Here is a 19,771-nt window from a genome sequence, read left to right as displayed (position 1 = left end):
CGATGCCCCGCCGATCTTGCGCAATGCGTGACCGCGATTGCCCGCCAAAACAAACCGCTAAAACAGGCCCGCCTTAGGCCTGCTCCGTGGTCTGGAAGTCGGGGTAGGCATTCGCCGCATGTTCGGCAAAGTCCAGCCCGTCGATCTGCTCATTGTCGGAGGCACGTAGGCCCACCATCTTGTCCACCAGCTTGAAGATGCCAAAGCAGACCGTGAAGGCGGTGAGCGTGACCGAAAAGGTGCCCAGAGCCTGCACGCCGAGCTTGTGCGCATCAAAGCCGTCCATGTTGAAGAGTGCCACGCTCAGCGTGCCCCACCAGCCATTGCAGAGATGCACGGGCACGGCACCCACGGCATCGTCGATCTGCATGCGTTCCAGCGCGATGGTAGCCACCGTGGTGATGATGCCGGCGATCAGCCCCACAATGAAAGCAGAGGCGGGAGAAATGTTTGCGCAGCATGCCGTGACACCCACCGCACCACCCAGCGAACCATTGAGCGTGATGCCCACATCCGGCCGCCCCTGCACAAACCACATCGAGATCATGGCCGAGAGCGCCGCCGCCGCCGGGGCGATGGTGGTATTCACCGCGATGCGGCCGATCGTGCCATTTCCTACCAGCGTGGAGCCCGCATTGAAGCCAAACCAGCCAAACCAAAGAATGAACACACCCAGTGCCGCCAGTGGGATGTTGTGCCCCGCGATCAGGCGCGGCGTGCCATCCTTGGCAAAGCGGCCATGCCTCGCCCCCACCACCAGAATACCCGCCAGCGCACAGGCGCCGCCGCAGCCATGCACCACCGTTGAGCCGGCGAAATCCACAAAGCCCATCGCCTCCAGCCAGCCCTTCTCTCCGCCGACTCCGAATGCGCCGCCAAAGCTGCCCCAGCACCAGTGACCGCCCAGGGGATAAACAATCGCCGCCAGCAGCGCCGCGTAGATGAGATAGCCTACAAACTTGGTGCGCTCCGCCATGGCGCCCGAGACAATGGTGCAGGCGGTGCCGGCAAACACGACCTGGAAGAACCAGAAGGCCCACATCTTGTCATCCGCCGGATGGTTGGAGATCCAGAAGCTGTCCGTGCCGATCCAGCCGCCTGCACTGGTGCCAAACATCAGGCCAAAGCCGATGAAGAGGAAGACAATGGCGCTGATGCAGAAGTCCAGAAAGTTCTTCATGATGATGTTGATGCTGTTCTTCGCGCGGGCAAATCCCAGCTCCACCATCGCAAACCCGGCCTGCATCACAAAGACGAGCGCTCCGGTGGCCACCATCCACACATAGTTCAGGTTCAGCTGCACGGTTTCAATGTCAGACTTCAGCGAGGCATCTGCCGGAGAGCTGGCCGCAGCGGGTGCGGCGGCGGGCGCAGGCGCGGGCTTCACCGCCTTGGCCACTTCGTTCAGCGTGCCCTGGCTGGCGTCCAGTTTTTTGATGATGGTGTCTAGCTTGGCCTCGATCTTGGCATTGCCCTCCTGGGCGGAGACGCAGGTGGCCAGGGTGATGAAGGCTAGAAGGCAGGCGCGGAAGTGCAGCATGTGAGTTGGGTGGGGCAGGTTCAGTTTTTCAAATGTTCCATCGAGGCATCCAGCTCCACGAGGAGCTGGCGGCGCTTTGAGGTGTTGGGCACGTGCTCGATCACGCTCACCGCCAGCTTGCGCACCTCGGTGGCGGAGAGGCGGTAGGGATCGGCTATTTTTGCCTCGTCGATCGTGCGCTGGATCAGGTTGCTGGCCTGGGCACGGCCCATCACCTTGCCCAGCACGCCCTCCACGCATTTGCGCACCGCACCCCATTGGTTGACGGTCGTTTCGGCCTTTTCCGTGATCTGCGCCAGGGCACGCGGGCTCGTGACCACCAGCTCTTCGATGCCATCCTCAGGCCCCTGAGCCGCAGGCTGCGGCTCGCTGGAGGCCGCACGCAGCAGCGGCGCATGGTCATTCAGCATTACCGAGGCGGCGCTGGCGGCCAGATCCGGGTCCGCACGGGAGGTCAGGAAAAACAGCATCACCACCTCCTCATGCAGCACGGCCAGCAGCACCCCGCCGTCAAACTCCAGGTAGATCTGGTGGATCTTGCGCCGCACCTGGCGATAACCCTCCAGCATCTGGCTCACGATCTCGCGCAGGTTGTCCGCACGCGTTTCGGAGAAGGGCATCTGCCGGTGGATGGTGTTCCGGCCTTTGAAAAGCAGCACGCCAGCCACGCCGTCCAGACGTTGCAATGATGCGGCGGAGGTGATCACAGGATTCAGGCTCATGGGCGCAAAAAAGGGTGATCAGCGTGCCAGGGATTCACGCACCTGTTTGATGGAGCGGCGGTTGCTGCTCACCACACCGTGCCAGTTGCCACGCTGCTGCCCCGCGCTGATGGCGGTCTGTCCTTCGCGGTCTTCCACGATGGCCATCTCCAGCGAGCGCATGCCCAGCGTCTCCGCCAGCTTGTCCGCAAAGTAGCCCACATATTTCACCTCGCCTGCAAAGCGTTGGGCGGACTCTGCATCCCCACCGGACACCGATTCACGCCCCTGAAAGGACTCCATTTTAATGAGACCGGGATCGGGTTCCATGCGGATGATGTTGCTGGGTTGCGTGGCCGCAGAGGTGCGGCTGGAAGATGCAGGAATGATGCGGGTTGATTCCATCTGAAGAAATATTTAAAGCAGCACGTGTGCCAAAATGTGTCTGGGCTTGGTAACAACATCCGTCAGTGTTTGAAAATCAGTCTCCTAAAAACAAAAAACCAGCCGGCGGAATTCCGGCTGGTTTGGTGCAGCTTTATTAGAGTCTGTAACTCGGACTAGAGCTTCGCCAGGCTGTCATCCAGCGCGGCGATCACCGTGCTGATGCTGGCCTCGGACTCGTCGCCCATGTTGGACACGCGGAAGGTCTTGCCCTTCAGCTTGCCGTAGCCGCCATCAATGATCATGCTGTGGTTCTTCTTCAGCAGGGCGATGAAGGCCGCCACGTCGATGTTCTTGTTGTTGGCCACGCAGGTCAGGGACTTGGAGCGGAAGCTCTCAGGGGCGAAGAACTCAAAGCCGTTGCGGCGCACCCACTCGTGCACCATGCCGTTGAGCTTGGCGTGGCGGGCGTAGCGGTTTTCCACGCCTTCGGCGAAGATCTTCTGCAGCTGATGGCGCAGGCCGTAGATGAGGCTGATGCACGGCGTGCTCGGCGTCATGCTCTTCTCGCCGTTGGCCTTGAACTCCAGGAAGTCAAAGTAGTAGCCGCGGTCATTGATCGTGGCGGCGCGGGCCATGGCGGCCTCGGACGCGGTGAAGAGCGCCAGGCCCGGAGGCAGCGCAAAGGCCTTCTGGCTGCCGGTCAGCAGCACGTCCAGGCCCAGCTCGTCAAAGTTCACCGGCACGGTGGTGAAGCCGGAGACGGAGTCCGTGATGAACATCACGTCCGGATACTTCTTCTTCAGCGCGGCGATCTCCGCGATGGGGCTGAGCACGCCTGTGGAGGTCTCATTGTGGATGAAGGTCACGGCGTCGAACTCGCCGGTGGCCAGGCGTTTGTCGATCTCATCGGCACGCACGGGCTGGCCCCATTCCACCTGGTAGGCCTCGGCTTCCTTGCCGCAGCGCTTGGAAACGTCCAGCCACTTGTCGGAAAAGGCGCCGTTGCAGCAATTGAGAACTTTCTTTTTCACCAGATTGCGGATGGAGCCCTCCATCACCCCCCAGGCGGAGGAGGTGCTCAGAAACACCTGCTGCTTGGTGCCGAAGAGCGTCTGCAGCATCGGCTGGATTTCGGCGTACAGATCCTGGAACCCCTTGCCGCGATGCCCGATCATCGGCTGCGCCATGGCGGCATAGGTGTCAGGGCTGACTTCAACGGGTCCGGGGATGTAGAGTTTGACGTGGTTGCTCATTGCGTTGGGTGAAGGGGGGAGGCGGAGTGTAGGGCGCTCCGGCGAGGGTGCAAGGGCTGTGTGGGGGGCGGCGCATAGGTGTTTGCGGCTCCGCTAGCGTCGTCTTAACTCAGCTCGGATGTGCTTGACTCTGAATGAAGGAAACATCGAGCGTGTAACGAGGCGAAGATTCAATCTGGAAGTTCGTGGACATGGAAATCACCTGGCAGTCGTCCTGATACACGACCGGCAAGTAGGTAAAAGACGTGCCGTGGCAGCCGCCGAGTGTGTCCATGATGCCGCCAATATACTCGTTGGCTACGAGCCAGTGGAGACGCTCTGGGCCAAACATGAGCAAATCAAGACCGACCGTGCCAAGAAACCACTGGCGACCACGCATCGCATTAGTTGCAGCCTCCCGAAGCAGGACAAAGCGGTCGTAATGTGGGTGTTTTGGGTTGCGGCATGAACGATGTCTCTGCTTGCGTGGCGGAAGTCCCGGAAGACTCAGTGAAAACCGCTCTCCAACATTGGGAGGTGGCAGTGTCGGCAGCTTTCCGGGGTCTGGGAACACCTTGAATTTCATATGCGCGAGGAAACGTCTAACGACCCAAGCTCAGCGATGGCAGAGGATGGCGCGCTGGCGGCAAGGTGGCGGAAGCTGCCAGCGTGACAGCCGGAGTCGTTCGCTGCTGCGCATGCTTAGGCGACGTTGGACAATCATGGCTTCACGCCTCTGGTCTTGTATCCCTTAACGTCGTTGCTTGCGGAGTAGTATCGAAGTGGGACGTCGAAGGTGGAGGCTACCGAATGAACAGTGTCTATGATGTCGGCCCTCTTCATTGCAGCTTCATTGCGCTTGAACATGAGGTGGTAGAAGGAGGCCCAGAGTAAGGCAGCGTCGGCAAAGTAAACGTCTTTCCTCGGGCCGATGAGTGAATAACAGCCGGAGCCCGGCATGATGGCATCCGCCAATGCAGTATTGGTCATCGAGCATGCGGAGATAAATAAACGGCGGTTCCGAAGGGCGGGGCGGACAATCTGGGCGAAGTCTGCGAACGGCAAGGTGTCTAGGGTCGTGAACATGGTGGTGGGGTTGCCGTGGCTGGAAATGTGAAGATACCGAAAGTCCGAATCGATGAATGTCTGGACTGCCCACATCAGTTCACGCTTCGTGCGGATATACCGGTATTCGCACTGTTTGCCGCTCAAGTGGAGTATATCTGAGATGATACGTCCCTCGAAGCGTGATGCTCTTTCGTCGTCGGGGTTGAGCGATTCGATGATGAATACTTCCGGGTGTGTCATAAGAAAAACGTTCTCAGTCGCCGAACGTCTAAGCTGAGGCACGGCAGGGGCGGAGGTGAGCTTCGACGTGGGAGGAGGCTAGCAGGTGGCGCACATCCTGCAAGGGGCGAAGGCGGTTGGCAGCAGGATGTGTGACACCTGCGGTCAAGCTACGAGTGTCATTCGCTGACACACCAATCATTTTTCAGGAGACGAACCCCACTCCACTCTATTACGCCCAGCCCAGCCACCCGCTGAGCGTCTTCATATCGCGCACATGTGCCTCGCGGAATCCCTTCAGCACGGCAGCGTCCTTCGGGTTCCCCTCCAGGTATTCCAGGTGTAACGAGATCGGTCCGCTGTAGCCGGTTTTCATGAGCATCTCGCCGTATTTCGGGTCCACCTGGCCTTCGCCGAGGGGGCAGGTGACGAGCTTCCGGCCGTTCCATTTGAAGTCTTTGAAGTAGGCGGCGCCGATGTGGTCTTTGACGAGGTTGAACTCCAGCGGCCAGGAGAGGCCGCCTTCGCAGGTGGAGTGTAGGATGTCGTAGGCGAAGCTGAAGTCCGCCGCCGGATACTCGCGCATGATGGAGTAGATGTCCCACACGGGCGCGCCGAAGTAGTCCTTGCCGCTGTGATTTTGAAACATGGGCTGGATGCCGATCTCCTTGCACAGGGCCACGAGGTCCTTGATCCTGGGGCGCACGGCCTGGAGCTGGTCCCAGATGGGCTGCTTGAGGTCGTACTTGTAGTAGTTCATGCGGAAGCGTTTCACGCCCAGCTTGGCCGCCGTGCGCAGCACCTCCTCGGTGCGCTGCTCCTTGCTCACTTCATTGATGCCGGAGGTCATGATGGTCATTTCCAGCCCCTGCTTTTTCAGCGCCTCGATGTACTTCGGCAGCTCATCCACCACCTTCTCAGGCTCGATGTGGCCCTTGGGCCGGATGGGCGACTCCACGCCGTTGTAGCCGGCCTCGGCACCCAGGCTGGCGATGTCGTCATAGCTCAGGCCGATCAGATGCTTGGTGAAGAAGCACACGGTGTTCTTTTTGGTCTCAGCCGCGGTGGCTGGCAGGGCGCTGGCGAGTGCAGTGGCAGAAAGGGTCTGAAGGAAGGAGCGGCGGGTGTTCATGAGATTGGGAGCATCCTCTCAACGCCGCACATGGCGACATTTTTCTGCCGGGTTTCGGTTACATCCGGCTGAGGCTGTCCACGAAGTTGGTGAGAACATTGATCAGGTGATGTTCCGTGAGATGCTGGCGGGTATCATTCCGACGCGAAAAGAGGGTGGGATAGCTCCAGGTGTCCCAGGGGTTGGCACCTCCGGCGGCTGTTGTTTTTTGAGCTTCGATTTTGGCTTTTGCTGCGGTCAGGGGCAGCAGCGGGCCTGTTTCCGTCGGGGGCTGGTTTTTCTCGGCGTCCAGCAGCGCACCCCAGAGGCGGCGCAGATCATGCAACCGGTTCAAGTCGGGGCCCGAATGCCTGCCGGCGGGGTCCAGGCGGAAGATCTGCAGCGCGGCATTTTCTCTCTCCTCATCGGCGATGCCGGAGGTTTCCGAAAGGGACGACAGCTCCTTCCAGGCATTAAGGTAATCGGGGTCCGTTTTCACCGCCTGGCGGTAGGCTTCAGCGGCATCCGCCGAACGGTCTTGAGATTCGCGAAGGTAGCCCAGCAGGTAATACACCTGCGCTTTCACGGGCGGTGTGGCTGCCAGCCGTGTAAACACTTTGTCCGCCGCGTTTTGCGCCTGGTGGTTTTTAAAGGCGCCTTCACAGCCAAAGCAGTGGCTCTCCACTCGGCCAAAGCTCTCGGGCATGAGCTCAAAGGCGCGCAGGTAGTGCTGCTCCGCCCTGGCCATATCTCCGACCTCGCTATAGCGCAGCGCCAGTCTGGACTGGATGCAGTAGGCGTCGGCAAAGTCCAGCAGTGCCGCCTCGTAGCGGCGCACGGCCTCGCTCAGCAGCCCGGCCTGCCACCAGTCGTCTGCGGCCTCGGACTTGCGGATGGCGCTCACGGCCCCGCGCATGATCTTGGCGGTGTCGGCGTCTCCTTTTTTCTCCAGTACCTCCGCCAGCACGGCGTAGGCGCGCATGCGGTCTCCTTTGCCCTGCTCGCCATCGCTGGGATCGATGGCGATGGCGGCACGAACGGTTTTTTCCGCTTCATCGAGCTTTCCGGCATTCAACTGCACGCGTGCCTTCCAGATGAGCGGCCGCTCCTCAAACCGGTCACGTTTCGCCATCTCATCCAGCAGTTCCTCCAGCGGTTGTTTGGCGCCCACTTTCAGCAGCAGCTCATACACGCCGTCCGTCGCAGGGTAGTCCTGCAGGGCCCGGCTGACCACGCGGCGGGCGTCGTCTGCACGTCCGGCACCGTCCAGGGCGCGTGCGGCGATCAGCAGCAGCGGAGTTTTTCCGCTGTTGTTGGACTCAAAGGCCGCCAGATCCGGAGCGCCCCAGTAGGGAGACTGCTCCAGCAGGGCCAGCACATCCGCATGGCGCCCCCCCTGGTCGTAGATGGCGGCCAGCTGAGTCAGCTGGGAGTCCAGCCGCACGCGGCCGCGTTGTGGCTTGTCTGCGCCAAGCATGCGGACGATTTGATTGGCCAGCACTGATTCCGCCTTGGGGCCACGCTGGTGGTCCAGCAGCAGATCCACCAGGGAATCCGCAAAAGATGGGCCGTTGGGGTCATTGTCAGGCAGCGTTTCATAGGTCGCGTTGGCCTTGGACAGGCCCTCCTCGATCAGTTCGGGCTTGCCTAGCAGCTGCCCCAGCGCCGCCAGCTTGCCGCAGAGGCGGATGTATTCGTCCAGGCCTCGGGAGTCGCCACCCCGCGCTTCCTGCTGAAAGCGGCTGAGCATCGCTTCGGTGACGTGCACGCCCAGCTGCTCCCAGCGTTGCCGTACTTCCTGCGCCTGTGCTTTGCCATCCGAGGCACCGCCTTGCGGGCCTGCATTCACCAGTTCGCGCAGCACCTGCACACCTTCCTCTCGCTTGTCCGCCGCCAGCAGCGCCAGGTAGCGGTGGGATTGGATCTGGCTTTTCACGCCAGCGGAGAGCCCGGGGGTGGCCAGGCTTTTGTCCATGAGTTCCAGCGCAGCGGCAGAGGCATTCTGACGTGCGGAAAGCTCGATGAACTGACGCCAGCAGGGAATGCCTGGGTCTTTCGAAAGGAGCTGCTTTAGAAAGCCCAGCACCTTGGCTCCCAGCCCCTGACGTCCCAGGGCATCGAGGTCATCCACATCGAGCTGAAGACCGCTGCCATCATCGCGGCGGCCGGCTTCCTCCAGGATCAGCCGTGTGGCATCCTCCGTCCTGCCATCGGCGATCAGCGCCACCAGGTAAATGCGCTCCGCGTGGTGCTGGTTCCCCTGCCTGTCCTTCTGGGAAAACTTCTTTTTCAGCGCCTCATAAAGAGCGGCGTCATCCAGCGAGTGCACCAGCTCCCACAGCGGCTTTTTGAGCAGGCCGATGTGCTTCAGAGCCAGGCTGGCAGCCAGCTTTTGTGTGGCGGTACCGTCGATCTCGATGGCATCAGGACCAAACTTCAGCACGCGGATCAGCAGCTCTTCGGCATGCTTTTCGCCGACGAGTTTGACGAGGTCAGGAATGTTGAGATTGCTCCCATGTCGCTGGCGGTAGGTGTCGTCTCCTTTCTCCAGCTGGGAGAGGCTTTTCTCAAAGGATGCCGCCTTTTCGGCAGGGGAGCCTGTCAAAGTTTGCAGTGTCTCCGCGATGTTCTCGATGTTCTCCAGATAGTTTTCGCGCTGGTAGTCCTCCAGTTTTTTGAGCGAAGCGACCTCCTTGCGCATCCGCTCCAGGCATTCTTTCTCTGCAGCGGTGTTTCCCAGAAGTGCTGCCGCCAGCAGGCGAAGGGCCTCGTTCTGTAGTGGCTTGGCTCCCTTGCGTTTCTCGAGCTGGGTACGGATCTCCTCCCACGCAGCGGGCGGAGGCAGGGCCATGATGATGGTGGCCATGCTCAGGCGGTCTTCATAGGCGCGGTTGGAGTAAAGCTGCTCGGCAGGGATGGTGAGGTAGGCGTCCAGCAGAGCCAGCCAGCGTTTTGCCGCCTCGGCCGGTGCCAGGGACGCCGCCTCGGTACGCATTGCTTTGACCATCAGCCGCAGCTCTTCCACGGGATCCGCCTTCTTTTCTGCGGCAGGCTGGGCTTGTGTCTTTTCCGCCAGCAGTTTGAGCACGGCGGCTGCGCCCATGTACTCCTCTGCTTTGGCTGTGAGCGATGCGGTGAGTATAAATATGCCTAGGAGTGGCTTCATGAGATGAATCTCATCAAATGATTCTTTCTTAGGCAAGAATAAAATGCCTGAAAACAAGGGTTTATGCCATTCACCCAGCCGTAAAAACCAAAGCTGCGAGGTTGCGCACGATGAGGGCACGTGTGTTCGTGCGGTTCCTCCAATCACCACACATGTCTCATCTTCAAGGCCAGAACATCATCCTCATGGGCGGCACCACGGGCCTGGGCTTGTCTGCGGCGAAAAAGCTCGTGGCCGCCGGGGCGCGGGTGGTGGTGACAAGCCGCACGCAGGAGAATGTGGACGCCGCTCTGGCAGAGCTCGGCCCGCAGGCGCGTGGCTTTGCCGCCGATGCTGCCACGCCTGAGGCGGCTGAGCGTGCAGTGGAGCTGACCCTCAGCGAGTTTGGCCGGGTGGATGCGCTCTATCACGTGGCAGGCGGCAGCGGCCGCAGCCGTGGCGATGGCCCCCTGCATGAGCTGACCGACGAGGGCCTGGACTACACGCTCGCTCTCAACCTGAACTCCGTCATCTACTCCAATCGCGCCGCGGTGAAGCAGTTCCTCAAGCAGGGCGGCGGCGGGGTGATCCTCAACATGGCCAGCGTGCTCGGCTACTCGCCCTCCGCGCAGTTCTTTGCCTCGCACGCCTACGCGGCGGCCAAGGCGGGCATCATCGGCTTCAGCAAATCCATCGCCGCGTATTATGCGCCGCAGAACATCCGCGTGAACGTCATCGCTCCCGCGCTGGTGGAGACGCCCATGTCCAAGCGCGCTGCGGGAAACAACGAGATCATGACCTTCATCAAAACCAAGCAGCCCCTCGACGGCGGCCGCATCGGCCACCCCGAAGACTGCGATGCCGCCGCGCTGCTGCTGCTCTCTGCCGATTCCAAATTCATCACCGGCCAGGTGCTTGCCGTGGATGGCGGGTGGACAGTGAGCGAAGGGCAGATTGGTTAGATGATGGATGGTAAAGTGCAGCGCTTTATATATTTATGGCATTCACGATCAAATCCCTGCATGAGATGGATTACGATCTATGCTATGCCGTCATTGGCCATGGTGGTGCTGAACTTCCGGTCATTCTGCGCGCAGGGCATGAGCAGGCATCGAGTCTATCCTTGGAATTTTCAGCCACGGTGCATTTTCGTTCGGTGATTCGTTTTGAAATCGAGAGGGAGCAGAATGAAGGTGAATCAGGCTTTTTCCCGACTGATGATCCCGCTGTCAGTGTGATTGATGGAACCGTGCAAAGCCATCTAGAGATCGACCCGGAATACGTTTTGATTGATGTCTGCATCCAGAATGGACCTGAACTTGTCACTTTCTGTTCTGAAGACCTGCTGAATACCATTCCACCCGTTGGGGCAAGGTTGAAAGCATGGGTATTAGGTCTCTCAATCAGTCCGACATTCACTTGATGAATTCAGCCCAACCCAACCTCATGAATTTATCCATCGGCATCGACCTCGGCGGCACCAACATCAAAGCCGCGCTTGTGGAGACAGCCAGCGCCCGCACCGTGGCTACGCTTTCCAAGCCCACCCGCGATGGCGAATTCGACGGCGACACCCCGCGCTTTGCTCTCACGGTGCGTGAGATCGTGCAGGAATTCGAAGCACAGGCCGGGCAAAAGCTCCGCGTCGGGCTCTCTGCGCCCGGGCTGGCGAATCCCAACGGCCATTGCATCGACTGGATGCCGGGGCGCATGCATGGGCTGGAGAAATTTCACTGGTCAGCCTTTCTGGAGCGCGACTGCCGCGTACTGAATGATGCCCACTCCGCTCTGCTCGGCGAGGTCTGGGCAGGCGCGGCGAAGGACACGCAGGATGCCTTCATGCTCACGCTCGGCACGGGCGTGGGCGGTGCCATCTGGAGCGGCGGTCGCTTGCTTCAGGGAAAGATCGGACGCGCAGGGCATCTCGGCCACGTCACGGTTGATGCGAATGCCGCCTGCGATGACTTTAACACCCCCGGCAGCCTGGAGGACGCCATCGGAAACCAGACCATCTCTCAGCGCGGCGAGGGCCGCTACGCCACCACACATGCGCTGATCGATGCGTATGGCGCAGGCGATGCGCATGCCGCCGCCGTGTGGCTCAAATCGGTGAAGCATCTCGCTGCCGCCATCGCCTCGCTCATCAATGTGCTCGACCCCGAGGTCGTCATCGTCGGCGGCGGCATCGCCACCGGAGCAGGGGAGCGATTGTTTGGCCCGCTGCAGCAGGCGCTGGACGGCTTCGAATGGCGTCCCGGCGGCAATCAGGCCCGCATCGTCCCCGCCACCCTTGGCGACAGCGCCGGGTGCCTCGGTTCTGTTTTTAATCTTCTTCAACACTCATGACTCCCGCCCTCCAATACCTCGACGCCAGCCAAGGCCTTCTCAACCGTGTCCGCGATCAGCTTCCGCTCATCCAGCAGGCCGCCGACCTGTTCGCGCAGACGATCCTCGCCGGGCAGATGGTGCACGTCTTCGGCTCCGGCCACAGCCGCATCTTGGTGGAGGAGATGTGGCCGCGCTACGGCTCATTCCCCGGCTTCAATCCCATCGTCGAGCTCTCGCTGACCTTCCACAATCTCGTCGTCGGGGCGAACGGCCAGCGGCAGGCCATGTTTCTGGAAAACGTCAGCGGTCTGGCGAACCGCATCCTGCGCAACTTCGACCTCAAGGCCGGAGACAGCGCCCTCGTCATCTCCAGCAGCGGCTGCAACGTGGTGCCCGTGGAAATGGCCGAGGAGTTCCAAAAGCGCGGCGTCAAGGTGGTGGGCATCATCAGCACCGTGCACAGCCAGGCCAGCACCAGCCGCCATCGCGATGGCAAAAAGCTCCAGGATTTCTCCGACATCGTCCTCGACACTGGCGCGCCGGTTGGAGACGCGATGATCAAGATCGAAAACCTCGACACCCCCGTCGCCCCAGGCAGCACCGTGGGCGGCTGCCTGCTGGTGAACAGCATCAAGGCCGAAGTGGCAGATCGCCTCACCAAAGCCGGCCAGCCACCCAAGGTGCTCACTGCAGGTGCAGTCGTCGGCGCTGCGAAAGCCACCGAACTCTTCGAGGCCGCGTATGACGAGCACGCCCGGCGTATCGCCCCGTATTATGCGGGGCTGGGAGCTTAGTTAGCCCAGCCTCCTCCGCCTCAGCAGCATCGCCACGCCCACGGAACCGATCAGCACACAGCTTCCAGGCTCCGGCACAGGGGTGGAGGTGATGTCGAGGTTGGAGATCGTGGCATAGGTGGTGCCTAGGCTGAGAGCGGAGGAGCCGACCTGCGCATCACCGATGAAGCGTACTCCGATAGGCCCGGTAGGCGTCGAGCTGTCCGTGGTGTAGGTGAGGCTGATCGTTCCCGTGGGCACGCCGGTGCCCAGCAGCCCGGCAATGTTGATCTGCGTGCCGTTGCTGTTGCTGGTCAGGGCATTGCCCGAGCCGTCGATCAGCTCAAAGGTGAAGCTCGGCGTCAGCCCGGACACCGAGCTGAGCAGGCCGTTGTTGCCGTCCACGTCAAAGCTCACGCTGTAGGTCGTGTTTGGGCTGTAGCTGAGGATGCTGCCCGGTGTGTCAAAATAGGCCACGGCATCCCAGGCATAGTGAATGCTGGCTCCCGTGCCCAGCAGGCCCAGAAGCGAGTTGTTGTCATTGCTGACACCAAACTGCAGCGATGTCCCCGTGAGCGTTGCTTGCGCTGCCGACTCCGTCAGGCTGAGCAGAATGGTGGCATTGGCCCCGCCTTGAGCCGTCAGGTCCCACAAGCCTCGAGTGGCGGTGGTGGAGCCATTGGAAAGCGTGATCGATATCAGCCCTCCGCCGGGGACGTCATAGGTCACTGGGCTAGAAGAGGGGAAGAGGTCGCTGTAGCTGCTGCTTCCAGATCCCACCAGGGTGGTTTGGGCGCTAAGCGTATTGAGGGTGCAATAATTAGCTAATGCAAAACAAAACACATGGTTAAGTTTCATAAGGTTGGATGGTTGGAGCTGTACTATCCATACCTAGTGCATCTATTGCAAACTAAACTAAGGTTTAGTTTAGGCGCAGTTGCGGTCATTGCAGCTTTCAGCCCAGCAGTTGTGCTTTGCGGCTTGGCTTTGACGCTAAGTCTCTTGCAGTCCTATGCTTGCCCATGCAGTCCCAACCGCTCCGCACCTCCGTCATTGGCAGCTATCCTTTTCCCGGCTGGCTCGAGTTTTCAGCCCGGCATCTGGCTGAATTTGGCAGTGCGGACATCTCTGAAATGCAGGACGACGCCGCTCAGGTGGCCATCCAGGATCAACTGGCCGCCGGGCTGGATGTGATCACGGACGGCGAGCAGACGCGCTTTGACTTCAATCTCTCCTTCTACGGCTTCATCGAGGGCATCGCGCTGGAGCCCGCCAGCCCGCGCCGCTTTGGCCCCCCGGCGCATGACCAGCGTGGCAAGCACGAGATCGTGGGAGAGCTGCGCGCCCCGCGCGGCCTGGGTGCGGTGGAGGAGTTTCAGCGCCTGCAGCGGCTGGCTGCGCATACGGGCAAGCGCCTCAAAGTCTCCGTGCCTGGGCCCTACACGCTTAGCGGGCGGCTTGCGCCGAATGCTCAATACAAAGACCGCTACGCCATCACCGAGGCGCTGCTGCCCCTCGTGAACAAGGAGATCGCCGATCTCGTAGCCGCCGGCGCGGAGGAGATCTGCGTGGATGAGCCCAGCATGAGCTGCTACGGCTACCGCGAGGATACCAAGCGCTTTGTGGACATCTTCAACCGCACCGTGAGCAGCGGCTATGGCAAGGCACGCATCTGCACGCACCTGTGCTTTGGCAATTTCAAAGGCCACCCGGTGGGCTGGCGCAAATACGCGCCGCTTTTCCCCGCCTTCTTGGATCTTCATTGCGACGAGGTCCACGTGGAGATGGCCAACCGCGAATACGCCGAGCTGGAAGTCATCAAACCGATGGCCGAGCGCTACGATGTCGCCGTGGGCATCATTGATGTAAAGAGCTACCACATCGAGACACCCGAGCAGATCGCCGACGCCGTGCGCGCCTGTCTCAAGCACGCGCCTGCGGAAAAGCTCGTCTTTGCCCCAGACTGTGGTCTCTCACAGACCGCACGCTGGGCCGCCAAGAAGAAGCTCGCGAGCATGGTGGCTGGCGTGGGCATCGTGAAGAAGGAGCTCGGCCTGGCCTGAGGCCGCCTGGCCCGCTAACGCAGTCAAAGTTAGACAAATAAAAAGGGCGGACCGGAGTCCGCCCTTCTGGTTTTGGGTTTGGGTTTTGGGGGGGGAATCGAATCAGGCCAGACGCGGCTTCACCAGCGTCTCCAGGCGGTTCACACCACGGCGGATGCGCGCCTTGATGGTGCCCAGTGGCTCGTGGAGGCGCTCGGCCACCTCGGCCTGCGTCAGTCCGCTGAAGTAAGTCAGCTCGATGGCCTCGCGTTGGTCGTCCGTCAGTCGTGACACCGCACTGTGCAGAATGGTGTCGCGCTCCTTGGTTTCCAGATTTTCGTGGCCGGAGGGCTCAAACTCATACTGGTCCTTCTTGTTTTCTGTCTCAAAGTCGTCATTCAGGCGTGAGCGGCGCTGCTTGGAGCGGATGCGGTCGATGGCACGATTCCGGGCCAGGGTGGTCAGCCAGGTGAGGGGCTTGCCCTTGCGGGGTTCGTAGAGGTGGGCCTTGTTCCAGACCTGCACCAGCACTTCCTGCATCACGTCCTCGGTGTCGTGGTGGTCGTTCAGTACATTGGAGATGGAGGCAAAGATGAGGCCGCTGTACTTTTTGTAGAAGGTCTGGAAGCTGGCTGAATCGCGCTCGGCGATTCGCTTCAGGAGCCGGATGTCTTCGATGACGCTGGGATCTAACTCGGGGGTCGTTTCAGTCGCGTTCATGTTGAGGTGTGGTTGGCTAACGAGGGGAATAATTGCGACAAAAGTGATCTTCGTCAAAGATTTGTTTTATTTTTGTCTAATAGTAAGTCGATTTTGTCTAGATTCCGCTACACGGCGGCTCCCGAAGACTGGACAAATGTACGAGGTCCGGGGTAGGGGGCTTATTCCCAGCTTGTCTAGATTTCCGCACAGTGTCGGCGGACATGGCTAATCGGCCATGACGGGCTGAAGGTGTCTCCACGGGAGTCCTTCGCTGGGTTCAATGTGCATCCACACCCAGGCTTGAAGCGCCAGGCACTCCAGCCAGCGCAGTGCCTTATTGGACCTTCTTTTTGCCTGCTTTCTTCCCGGCATTGGCAGGCGGCGCGGCGCGGCCGTCTGGCTTGGAGGGATCGTAGGCGGGGTTGGGCGTGGGTAGCAGCGCACCCACGTCTTTCTGCCAGGCCTGCAGTTCGGCCAGCATGGCCTTCACACGCTCCGGTTCCTGCTTGGACAGGTCTTTGGTTTCACTGAGATCAATCTTTAGATTAAAAAGCTCCGGCCGCTCCTGCTCGGACCACTGGATGAGCTTCCAGTCACCCTTTCGCATGGCGGCCCCGGGGGCTCCGCCCTGATTGCCGTAGTGCGGGTAGTGCCAGAAGAGCGGGCGCTCCGGCAGCTCTTTGCCCTCCAGCACGGGGCGCAGGCTCACGCCGTCGATCTTGGAGGTCGGCTTGGTGCCTGTGATATCTGCCAGGGTGGCAAAGTAGTCCGGACTGCACACCGGCGTAGCCACCGCGGTGCCTGGCTTCACCACGCCGGGCCAGCGCACGATGAGGGGCTCGCGGATGCCGCCCTCATACAGCCAGCCCTTGCCGCCACGCAGCGGCAGATTGGAGGTGGGAGATCCCTCGCTCGTGCTCAGGCCGCCGTTGTCGGAGGTGAAAAAGACGAGCGTGTTTTTGTCCAGGCCCAGTTGTTCCAACTTAGACAAAACCTTGCCCACGGCGGCGTCCATGGCCTCCACCATGCCGGCATAGACAGCGTGCTCCTGCACCAGCCGCACATCGCGTGGCTCCTCGCGGCCAAACTTGGGCTCCAGCCCCAGTTTCTGGCGCTTGGCCTCATACTTGGCCTGCAAATCCGGGCGCGACTGCAGCGGCGTGTGAACGGAGTAGAAGGAGAAGCAGACAAAGAAGGGCTGCGCCTTGTGCGCCTCGATGAACTTCCCCGCCTCCGTAGCCAGCCGGTCAGGCAGGTGCTCGCCAGGCGGGCCGTCGGGCAGGCGCGGGTTGTCGTAGGGCACGAAGTATTTGCCACGGCCATAGGGCCCGCCGCGGTCGATGCCGCCCATGTTCACGTCGTAGCCCTGGTCCTCTGGCCAGAAGCCCTCGGGGCCCAGGTGCCACTTCCCGCCAAAGAAAGTGGCATAGCCCGCGCTTTTCATGAGCTCTCCCAGCGTTACCTCCTCATGCGCCAGGCGGTCGGAGTACGGCGCAGGCAGCAGGCGTGTATTGCGCTTCCAGCCTTCCGGTTTCAGCGGCGCGCCGATGTAGTCCGTGATGCCCGTGCGCTGAGGCCAGCGCCCCGTCTGGATGGCTGCACGCGTGGGCGAGCACACCGGGCAGGCGGCGTAGGCATCGGTAAAACGTGCTCCTTCTTTGGCCAGGCGGTCGATGTTCGGCGTCTCGTAAAAGCTGCTGCCGTAGCAGCCGAGGTCGCGCTGCCCCAGGTCGTCCACCAGGAAAAACACCACATTGGGCCGCTCTGCGGCAGGCAGCACCGAGGCGCAAAAGACGAGGGAAAGCAGGCATTTCCGAAACATGGCCGGTGAAAACGGACCGCCGGGCCCGGACCTTGCCCGCGTTTTGCCTGCCTCCATTCCCCCTTGCACCCGGGCCGAATCCGCCGACTCTACGCGCCCTTTTTTCCGCCATGATCCCCAACGCCTACCGTTCCCTTCACTGCAACGCCGTCCGCTCTGAGCACATCGGCCAGACCGTCACCCTGTGTGGCTGGGTGAATTCGGCGCGCGACCATGGCGGCGTCATCTTCATCGACCTGCGCGACCGCGAAGGCCTGACCCAGGTGGTCTTCCGCCCGGAAGAAAACGCCGAGCTCGCCGCGCAGAGCCACACTCTGCGTGACGAAGACGTGCTGCAGATCACCGGCAAGGTGGCCGCCCGTCTCAAGGGCACCGAAAACGCCAAGCTGGGCACCGGCGATGTCGAAATCGTCGCCACCGAGTGCAAAATCCTCAACAAGGCCGACGTGCTGCCCTTCCAGCTGGACCGCGAGCTGTCCAATGAGGACATGCGCATGAAGTACCGCTACCTGGACCTGCGCCGCGAGCGCATGAGCAAGAACATCCGCACGCGCCACAAGATCACCAACGCCGCGCGCAACTACCTGGACGGAGCTGGCTTCATTGAAGTGGAGACGCCGATCCTCAGCAACCCGACGCCTGAAGGCGCACGCGACTTCCTGGTGCCTGCCCGTCTGAACCCCGGCAAATTCTACGCGCTGCCGCAGGCCCCGCAGCAGTACAAGCAGCTCATGATGGTGGCCGGTTTGGAGCGCTACTTCCAGATCGCCCGCTGCTTCCGCGATGAAGACCTGCGCGCCGACCGCCAGCCGGAGTTCACCCAGATCGACATCGAGGCCAGCTTCATCCAGCGCGACGACATCGTGAACCTCGTCGAAGGCCTTCTCGTGAGCATGTTCAAAGCCGGCACCGGCCGCGACATCCCCGCGCCCTTCCCGTGCATGACCTACCAGGAAGCCATGGACCGCTACGGCTCCGACAAGCCGGATACGCGCTACGGCAACGAGATCGTGGACATGGCCGACGTCTTCGCGAACAGCGGCTTCAAGATCTTCCGCACCACCATTGAAAACGGCGGCGTCGTGCGTGCCATCAATGCCAAGGGCTTTGCCGGCATCACCACCGGCCAGATGATCCGCCTCAACGAGATCGCCACGCAGGCGGGCATGAAGGTCAAGCAGCTCGCCTTCATCAAGGTGGAGCGCGATGCCAACGGCGTGCTCGAATACAAGAGCCCGCTCTGGAAGTTCTTCAGCGAGGACGAGCAGAAGGCGCTCATCGCCAAGCTCGGGGTCGAGGAGAACGACATCGTCTTCTTCTACGCCGGCACCTGGCAGGAAGCCTGCGACATCCTCGGCCGCGTGCGCGTGGAGATCGCCAACATGACGCAGCTCACCAAAGACAGCACCGCGCTGAACTTCCTGTGGGTGGTGGACTTCCCGCTGCTGGCCCAGGACGCGGAAACGCAGAGCTGGGTGGCCGTGCATCATCCCTTCACCCGCCCGAAGACGGAAGACATTCCGCTCATGGAAGCCGGCGAATACGCCAAGGTGCGCGCCGAAGCCTACGACGTGGTGCTCAACGGCTACGAACTCGGCGGCGGCTCCATCCGAATCCATGAAAAGGACCTGCAGGCCAAGCTCTTCAGTGTGCTCGGCGTGAACGAAGAGGAGCAGGCCCACAAGTTTGGCCACATCCTCGACGCCTTCCGCTTCGGCGCACCTCCCCACGGCGGCCTCGCGCTCGGCCTCGACCGCATCGCCATGCTGGTGAGCGGAGAGGACAGCATCCGCGAAGTGATCGCCTTCCCGAAAAACAACAAGGGCAGCGATTTGATGACCGACAGCCCCACGCAGATCGACTTCAAGACCCTGCGCGAGATCTACATCCAGAGCACCTACAAGGAGAAGAAGCCGGAGGCTGCAGCAGTGGCGTAAAGTTGCTCAGTTGCGCCGCAACTGAGTTTCTGACCGCACTGAACTCCCGACACTCCCAGACCAACCCAGTTGCGGCGCAACTGGGCTACTTGGGCTTTGCCCACACTCGATACTCGCCTTCCTTCAAGCGGGCCTTGATGGGGTTGTCGAAGATATATTTCTTGAACTTCTCCAGGCTCGCCGCGCTGCGCACGACGTGGTCAAAGCTCTCCCACTGCCAGAACTGCCCTTCTTTCCCGAGCATCGTGTTGATTCTCCCTGCGGTGTATCGCTTCCAGTTTCGGCAGAGATTTTTCATCTCGCCACGTCGATGCACGCCTGCGAGCACATGCACATGATTTGGCATAACCACAAAAGCCTCCAGTGCATATCTGCTGCCGTCTTGATGCCGCAGGTTTTCAGCCACGATCTCGCTCACCCTCGGCTGCTTGAGAACACACTCGCCATGGCACTCATCCAGCATCCCATGCCACTTGAGGGTGAAGAGCCTGTAAAACTCCCGATGATCCCGCTCTGGCAGCATCTCGACTTCACGCTGCCAGTCTTCCAGCTTTGGATCGATGCCATGCGCCTCCAGCCATGCATGTCGCTCCGCCTCCCATTGTACCAATACATCCCGTGGAATCGAATCCGCCGTGCGCCAGGTGATGAAGTAGAAGGCGTTGTCCTGTTCCCAGTGCGGCAACTGCCGCTGCGAGACATCAGTCTTCGCCCGTGGATCAAAGAACCGAAACTCCATGCAACAGCGTAAAGTTGCTCAGTTG

At 61.0% G+C, this 19,771-nt stretch carries 18 protein-coding genes; 6 read left to right on the top strand and 12 right to left on the bottom strand.

Annotated features, from left to right (window positions below; translation table 11 throughout):
* Positions 1–73: 73 nt before the first annotated feature.
* The 8 genes from HNQ65_RS18935 to HNQ65_RS18900 all read right to left on the bottom strand — a co-directional run bounded on the left by HNQ65_RS18935 (position 74) and on the right by HNQ65_RS18900 (position 9,424).
* Complete coding sequence (locus tag HNQ65_RS18935) at positions 74–1,540, bottom strand: ammonium transporter (RefSeq protein WP_184341887.1); 1,467 nt, start codon at positions 1,538–1,540, stop codon at positions 74–76.
* 20 nt (positions 1,541–1,560) lie between these two features.
* A complete protein-coding gene (locus HNQ65_RS18930) occupies positions 1,561–2,262 on the bottom strand; it encodes a hypothetical protein (protein ID WP_184341885.1) in 702 nt (233 codons plus the stop codon).
* A gap of 18 nt (positions 2,263–2,280) precedes the next feature.
* On the bottom strand, positions 2,281–2,646 hold the full coding sequence (locus tag HNQ65_RS18925; protein ID WP_184341883.1) for a hypothetical protein: 366 nt from the start codon (positions 2,644–2,646) through the stop codon (positions 2,281–2,283).
* A gap of 155 nt (positions 2,647–2,801) precedes the next feature.
* Positions 2,802–3,881, bottom strand: a complete 1,080-nt coding sequence (locus HNQ65_RS18920; RefSeq protein ID WP_184341881.1) for a pyridoxal-phosphate-dependent aminotransferase family protein — start codon at positions 3,879–3,881, stop codon at positions 2,802–2,804.
* A 109-nt stretch (positions 3,882–3,990) separates the two neighbouring features.
* Complete coding sequence (locus tag HNQ65_RS18915) at positions 3,991–4,446, bottom strand: hypothetical protein (protein WP_184341879.1); 456 nt, start codon at positions 4,444–4,446, stop codon at positions 3,991–3,993.
* 134 nt (positions 4,447–4,580) lie between these two features.
* Entirely contained in the window at positions 4,581–5,168 is a 588-nt protein-coding gene (locus HNQ65_RS18910; RefSeq protein WP_184341877.1) for a hypothetical protein, read from the bottom strand.
* A 211-nt stretch (positions 5,169–5,379) separates the two neighbouring features.
* Positions 5,380–6,279 carry a sugar phosphate isomerase/epimerase family protein gene (locus tag HNQ65_RS18905; protein WP_184341875.1) on the bottom strand — a complete coding sequence of 300 codons (900 nt, stop codon included), beginning with the start codon at positions 6,277–6,279 and terminating at the stop codon, positions 5,380–5,382.
* A 58-nt stretch (positions 6,280–6,337) separates the two neighbouring features.
* Complete coding sequence (locus tag HNQ65_RS18900) at positions 6,338–9,424, bottom strand: tetratricopeptide repeat protein (RefSeq protein ID WP_184341873.1); 3,087 nt, start codon at positions 9,422–9,424, stop codon at positions 6,338–6,340.
* A gap of 152 nt (positions 9,425–9,576) precedes the next feature.
* Between HNQ65_RS18900 and HNQ65_RS18895 the strand changes: the two genes are divergently transcribed.
* From HNQ65_RS18895 to HNQ65_RS18880, 4 genes are read left to right on the top strand one after another with little or no spacing between them, the layout of a single operon-like run.
* On the top strand, positions 9,577–10,365 hold the full coding sequence (locus tag HNQ65_RS18895) for an SDR family NAD(P)-dependent oxidoreductase (protein ID WP_184341871.1): 789 nt from the start codon (positions 9,577–9,579) through the stop codon (positions 10,363–10,365).
* 35 nt (positions 10,366–10,400) lie between these two features.
* Positions 10,401–10,826 carry a hypothetical protein gene (locus HNQ65_RS18890; protein WP_184341869.1) on the top strand — a complete coding sequence of 142 codons (426 nt, stop codon included), beginning with the start codon at positions 10,401–10,403 and terminating at the stop codon, positions 10,824–10,826.
* 23 nt (positions 10,827–10,849) lie between these two features.
* The gene (locus HNQ65_RS18885) at positions 10,850–11,749 is read left to right on the top strand and encodes an ROK family protein (RefSeq protein WP_184341867.1); all 900 of its coding nucleotides are present in this window, start codon (positions 10,850–10,852) and stop codon (positions 11,747–11,749) included.
* The gene (locus HNQ65_RS18880) at positions 11,746–12,525 is read left to right on the top strand and encodes a sugar isomerase domain-containing protein (RefSeq protein ID WP_184341865.1); all 780 of its coding nucleotides are present in this window, start codon (positions 11,746–11,748) and stop codon (positions 12,523–12,525) included. The genes HNQ65_RS18885 and HNQ65_RS18880 overlap by 4 nt, the downstream gene beginning before the upstream one ends.
* Here the strand turns inward: HNQ65_RS18880 and HNQ65_RS18875 are convergent, their stop codons facing one another.
* Positions 12,526–13,362 (bottom strand): PEP-CTERM sorting domain-containing protein, encoded by an 837-nt coding sequence (locus tag HNQ65_RS18875; protein ID WP_184341863.1) that lies wholly within the window; start codon positions 13,360–13,362, stop codon positions 12,526–12,528.
* A 164-nt stretch (positions 13,363–13,526) separates the two neighbouring features.
* Between HNQ65_RS18875 and HNQ65_RS18870 the strand changes: the two genes are divergently transcribed.
* On the top strand, positions 13,527–14,567 hold the full coding sequence (locus tag HNQ65_RS18870; RefSeq protein ID WP_184341861.1) for a methionine synthase: 1,041 nt from the start codon (positions 13,527–13,529) through the stop codon (positions 14,565–14,567).
* Between the two features lie 102 nt (positions 14,568–14,669).
* Here HNQ65_RS18870 and HNQ65_RS18865 read toward each other — a convergent pair whose 3' ends face one another.
* Positions 14,670–15,266: an RNA polymerase sigma factor gene (locus tag HNQ65_RS18865; RefSeq protein ID WP_184341859.1), complete on the bottom strand. Its 597-nt coding sequence runs from the start codon at positions 15,264–15,266 to the stop codon at positions 14,670–14,672.
* Positions 15,267–15,582: 316 nt separating this feature from the next.
* Complete coding sequence (locus tag HNQ65_RS18860; RefSeq protein WP_246438426.1) at positions 15,583–17,070, bottom strand: sulfatase; 1,488 nt, start codon at positions 17,068–17,070, stop codon at positions 15,583–15,585.
* Positions 17,071–17,180: 110 nt separating this feature from the next.
* Here HNQ65_RS18860 and aspS point away from each other — a divergent pair, with 110 nt between their 5' ends.
* Positions 17,181–19,007: an aspartate--tRNA ligase gene (gene aspS / locus HNQ65_RS18855; protein WP_184341855.1), complete on the top strand. Its 1,827-nt coding sequence runs from the start codon at positions 17,181–17,183 to the stop codon at positions 19,005–19,007.
* Positions 19,008–19,092: 85 nt separating this feature from the next.
* Here the strand turns inward: aspS and HNQ65_RS18850 are convergent, their stop codons facing one another.
* Positions 19,093–19,746, bottom strand: a complete 654-nt coding sequence (locus tag HNQ65_RS18850; protein WP_184341853.1) for a transposase — start codon at positions 19,744–19,746, stop codon at positions 19,093–19,095.
* Positions 19,747–19,771 lie beyond the last annotated feature (25 nt).

It is taken from the genome of Prosthecobacter vanneervenii (assembly GCF_014203095.1).
Classification (GTDB): Bacteria; Verrucomicrobiota; Verrucomicrobiia; order Verrucomicrobiales; family Verrucomicrobiaceae; genus Prosthecobacter; species Prosthecobacter vanneervenii.
Note: the sequence above shows the minus strand (reverse complement) of the source record. Positions and strands in the feature narration are given on the sequence as shown.